Origin of the sequence: uncultured Thiodictyon sp. (assembly GCF_903828115.1) — a bacterium.
Taxonomy (GTDB): domain Bacteria; phylum Pseudomonadota; class Gammaproteobacteria; order Chromatiales; family Chromatiaceae; genus Thiodictyon.
In genome coordinates this window covers 1-4,652 of sequence record NZ_CAIKKU010000724.1, presented here as the reverse complement: position 1 = coordinate 4,652, position 4,652 = coordinate 1, and the positions used below count along the sequence as shown (strand labels likewise).

The window sequence follows — 4,652 nt, the reverse complement described above, 5'->3', positions numbered from 1 at the left end:
TCGCGGTGACGCTCGTGGGTGTCGTGGGACAGGTTGAGCCGCACCACATCGACGCCCGCGGCGATGATGGCATCCATCACCGCCGGGGTGTCCGTGGCAGGCCCTAGAGTCGCGACGATCTTGGTACGTCTGGGCATGGGTAATCCTATAAAGAGTTATTGGCCGCAAATGAATGCATAAGGGGCCAGGCTCAATTAATTCTTCGCGGCCGGCCGGATTTAATTGAACCTGGCCCCTTATCTGCTCTTATCTGCTCAGCGAGTTCCAAAATTGCGCGGTTGCGTGAGCATATCGAGTGGTCGGCAGAAAACGGAGTCACGGACAGTGTGCATAGCTTCTTGGCTAGCCTCAGAGAGGAAGAATGGCATCACCTCGGAGAGTAGCCTGCGAATTTCGTGGACAGCTCATTTTCGAGCAGCCATGAAGATAGACGCTTACTGTGCGCCGTCACACAATCGGACGTTTAGGTGAAAGAGAAGGCTGCGTTATCGTAACGTGTTTATATCTAGCCTTGGCGTACGATTTTTCTGGTTCGTGAGGTGACCTCCAATATGACAACCGTATTAGCGCTTATCACCATATAAGCTGACCGCGATCTCGTATTCCCGATCAAGGCCGGTCTGCATCTCGGCGTTTGGATCAAACATCCGCATCCCTACATGCATCATGCTCACCAGTTCAAGACCCGAGAATTCCCCCGACAGCGTCTTCAGATGATAGCGTTTGCGCGGGTCGTTGACGGCAAGTCCGGACTGGCCGAGCCGCGCAATCTCCAACACGATCTGGCCGACCTCCTGTTGCGGGATGTCGGCAAAGCGCTCCAGCGTGTTCTGCATATACATGATCGCGTCAAGGCGCGGCTTGTCGGCGCCGCCGCGGTGTAGATCGCCGCTGGCGAGACGATTGAGTCCGGCAACGGCCGCATCCGACAGCGGCGTATCGGCAAAGCGCTTCATGAGCCGTTTGTAGACCTTGATCGCCTCACTTTTGTGGTCGGGGCCAAGCGCCTCGAGACATTCGCCGAGGGCCAGGCTCGCGGTGGGGTCGTCAGGTTCCATTGCGAGCACCTGGTGGAGCAGGGGCACTGCCTCGGCATACTTTTCGAGATTGGCCAGCACTGCGGCCAGGTTGCGGGCGGCGAAGCTGTTATGGGGCTCGGCCGCGAGTGCCTGACGCAGCACCTGCTCGGCCTCCTCGGACCGACGCAGACGCGCCAAAGCCACACCCAGTCCAATGCGGGCGTTCCCGTAGTTCAGGTCGATCCTCAAGCAGCGTTCAAGCGGCTCGATGCACTCTTCGAGCCGGCCCATCTCGCTCAGACAAATGCCGCGGTTGTAGGCGATATCCGCGTCATCCATCATCTCGTCCATGGTTTCGAGAAGCGGCAACGCTTCCGCAAGTGCGCCGTGCTGAAGCAACCCGACGACATACGTCTTCGGCTCCAACCCGCCGCGCGCCCACGCCAGCACCCGGATGATGCCATCGCTGCAAGTAACCGCCGCATCGAAATTTTTCGCCGCGTACTTGGCGGCGAAGTAAATGAGTACCGCGTTGTCGAACGCCTCGCTGCCTGGCTCACGGGCATTGCTCGGGAGTACCGACACATCGAACGACGCGTACGGAATGCGGAGGATCTCTGGGGCTTGAGGCTTGATTTTCATGAGTTAGGAATCGGACGTGACGGGAATTTAGGGTGGCCGCGACCACTAAGAGTATGAGTGTACCCCGAGACGATCGATCAACACCGAAGGATCACCTGGGGTCGTTTGCAGGGCTGTCGATCGTAGACTGCCACCGAGCCACCGGTGCCCGAAGGAGGCTCATGACACAGTGTAGAGTCACCCCCTATGCCGACCCTGGCGAGGTCTACCCCCGGCGCCGGGTCGGTGGCTTCTTCGTCGCCGGCCACGGCGTCGACGCCAGGACCAGCGCGTCCGCTTCGGTAGCCGCGGGCACCTGCTCCGGTGCCCGCAAAGTGGCGATGATGGCCCGCAGATCGGGGTTCTGGGCCACGCGCTCGGTAAGGGTGGCCAAAACACCTAGGCGCAGTGCCTACCGTCTCAGCCGCCACCAAGGTCGCCTGTGACGCCTCCAGGGACTCGGCGGTGCGCTCGGCCAGACTCTCGGCCGCGTCGGCTCGCTGCGTTGCCGCTCCACGTCGAGGGCCTCGCGCTCGGCGGCGAACTGAGCCGCGTGCTGCCGGGTCGTCTCGGTCAGGGTTGCCTATTTCTTCCCGTACGTACCGTCGTGGTCCTGGGCAATCGTCAGCATCGGCAAACTCTTCAAGCAACTGCTCTGCGTTGGCATCGTCGGCCGGGTTGGCCGCCGCCCAAGTCAATGCCTGTTCCAAGTCGGCCGCGGCCTGGGGCAGATGCAGCCAGTGTTCGTTGTCCGGCACGACGGTGACGGTGCGCACCAGCCAGACACCGGGCTCCTGCTCCTCGCCCGGCACTTGTCGGCCCGCGTACTGTTTTCCAGGGGAGATCTGGCCCTTGGCGCCGATCACCTTGACAGCGGATGGGTGTGAGGTTGGAACCATGATGGTCTCGCGTCTTCGCCCTGTTCGATGGCACGTTAGCACCGCGCCTTGCGGTCGGCAAGGAACGCCGCGTGGTGCGAACCCAGGACCGATGGTTCACGATGGATAAAAGCCGGTGTCACTGGTCTCTTGCAGGGAATAGGGGCAGACCTCCGGGAAGGTGCTTTCCTCCAGGTTTGTCTCTTTGACGGCCAGGAGTCGTGCGAGGCGGTAAGCCTTGGGGATCGCCTCGTGCTCCAGGATCACCGCGAAGCTGGGGTTTTCATTGGTGCACTCGGGTAATCGGTTCGGGCGGTCTCGCTCAGGTTATCGGCCAAGGGGGCTCGCGGGATGCCGACGCCAAGCGAGGAACCTGCGGCCGGGTCTATGCGGCCTGGCGGCGGTTGCGTGCCTCCCAGCCCTCGCACGCCAATCCGATGCCGTGGCCGCAGTCGGATACGACAACAGCCGCAAACTGGTCGGGAGCAATCAGCGGCTCGTAGCCGCTGGAACTGATGATCCCGGTCGCATCGATGGTCAGTGTCTTTCCGTCGGAGAGGTCGACTTCAATGGTCGCTGGGGGAATCGCCCTGACGGGAACAATGGTCAACATGGACGGTTACCTCACAACATGGGGTTGAGTTTTCGGCCTTGATCACAGGTGCGTCCGCTGGCCTCGGGGCGCAGAGCGCCCAACACATGCGTGACACCGCTGGAGCGGTGTCACGAGGGGAGCTTGGCGCCTTGGCGTGAGCAACTGCCGGATTTAGGCTACAAGCTTTTAGCCGCAGGGACCTGGATTCCGCTGCGCTCCATCCAGGCTACGAACTGAGACGGCTCGCGGTTGGGTCAGGCTCGATCCCGACGAGGAAGTCGTTGACCTGCTCATGCAAGAGGGCCGCGGCGCGCCGCAAGCGGGAGGCGACCAGGCGCTCTCGCTCCCAGTCGAGTTCAAAGGTATAGCAATTGCGGAAGACGTGGCGAAAACCGCGGAAATCGGCGCCCAGCAGTTCAGGGGTGCGGGCCATCGATCATCTCTCCGCGGGCGATGATCTTGCCGACCAGCACCGAGTCATCGTCCTGGGTCAGCAGGTCCAGCGGTCGGCCCAGGGCCTGTTCCAGATCGTGCCGCAGGTCCCAGTAAGTCGCCGCGGGGACATCCATGACCAGTAAGTCCACGTCCGAGCACGCATGGGCGCGGCCCTTCGCGGCTGACCTGGTCACGCAGCCGACTGGACTCGGCGCTGGTCGCTGCCTGCTCGCGCGCGCACCGGGCCTTGAGCTTGCTGAAGTCGAAGGGCGGTCGAGTGTTGTCGGCGGTGGGCTGCATGGTGCTCGCTCGGTCATGGCTTCGTGACGCCGCAAAGTGTGTCACACCTCGAGGTCAAGCGGCCAGTACCCTATTTCGTCTAAGCTTGTGCTGCTCAAGCCCCGAAGGGGCGCGATATACCAGCCCAGGGCAACGCCCTGGGATAGCGTTGTTTATTCGGCCTAGCCCTGAAAGGGCGTGACATAAGGCGCCACGGCGTTCTGTCACGCCCTTTCAGGGCTAAGCGCTGCGGATAACCCATACCCAGGGCGTTGCCCTGGGCTGGTATGTTCGACCCCGTTGGGGTCGCTATGCGAGATAACCTGCAACCGGGTACTAGCTGCTCGCCACCAGGACCACGACCTCCTCGCCCTCAATACCCCGCAGTGCGGTCTCCTCTCTGGCGCGGGCCTCGGCTTCGAGTGCGTTGAACTCCGCCTCATGGGCGTGGGCCTCAGCGGCACGGGCATCACTTTCGGCCACTTCCGCGGCCCTTCTGGCGGCATCTGTTTCGATCGACATGCTATTCTCCAAAAAAACGGGAGGGAAAGAACCGGCTCAAAGTCATAGTGCTCGGTAGGTGCAGAGCCGACGCTATCTGCCGACGCGGCTGGGTCCGGTCCCGCTGCCGCGATCTCAGGGTCGCAACAATGATCTGGCTGAGCCTAAGCCAAGTATAGTTCATCTGAACAGAGAATGGGTAATGGAGGCAAATAAGCAATGGCAAACAGGCGATGGCATTGGGGGCCTTGATCCCTATTCCGGCCCCCGCAGGGCTGGAGTCCAAGGCTTCAGCCTTGGATAGGCAAGACCAAGGCTGAAGCC

At 61.8% G+C, this 4,652-nt stretch carries 6 protein-coding genes and 1 pseudogene; all 7 read right to left on the bottom strand.

Going from position 1 to position 4,652, the window contains the following annotated elements; all coding sequences use genetic code 11:
* The coding region (locus QZY48_RS27050; RefSeq protein ID WP_295436669.1) for a pyruvate kinase at positions 1 to 137 on the bottom strand (137 nt) is incomplete at its 3' end.
* Between the two features lie 426 nt (positions 138 to 563).
* The gene (locus tag QZY48_RS27045) at positions 564 to 1,661 is read right to left on the bottom strand and encodes a tetratricopeptide repeat protein (RefSeq protein ID WP_295436668.1); all 1,098 of its coding nucleotides are present in this window, start codon (positions 1,659 to 1,661) and stop codon (positions 564 to 566) included.
* 974 nt (positions 1,662 to 2,635) lie between these two features.
* Positions 2,636 to 2,812, bottom strand: a pseudogene (locus QZY48_RS27040) (DUF29 family protein); the annotation flags it as partial.
* A gap of 91 nt (positions 2,813 to 2,903) precedes the next feature.
* Positions 2,904 to 3,131, bottom strand: coding sequence for a DUF2442 domain-containing protein (locus QZY48_RS27035; protein ID WP_295436667.1), 228 nt, complete (start codon positions 3,129 to 3,131; stop codon positions 2,904 to 2,906).
* A gap of 208 nt (positions 3,132 to 3,339) precedes the next feature.
* Complete coding sequence (locus QZY48_RS27030; RefSeq protein ID WP_295436666.1) at positions 3,340 to 3,546, bottom strand: hypothetical protein; 207 nt, start codon at positions 3,544 to 3,546, stop codon at positions 3,340 to 3,342.
* On the bottom strand, positions 3,530 to 3,742 hold the full coding sequence (locus tag QZY48_RS27025; protein ID WP_295436664.1) for a hypothetical protein: 213 nt from the start codon (positions 3,740 to 3,742) through the stop codon (positions 3,530 to 3,532). Before QZY48_RS27025 ends, QZY48_RS27030 begins: the two co-directional genes overlap by 17 nt.
* Positions 3,743 to 4,163: 421 nt before the next feature.
* Complete coding sequence (locus tag QZY48_RS27020) at positions 4,164 to 4,349, bottom strand: hypothetical protein (protein ID WP_295436662.1); 186 nt, start codon at positions 4,347 to 4,349, stop codon at positions 4,164 to 4,166.
* Positions 4,350 to 4,652: the final 303 nt, after the last annotated feature.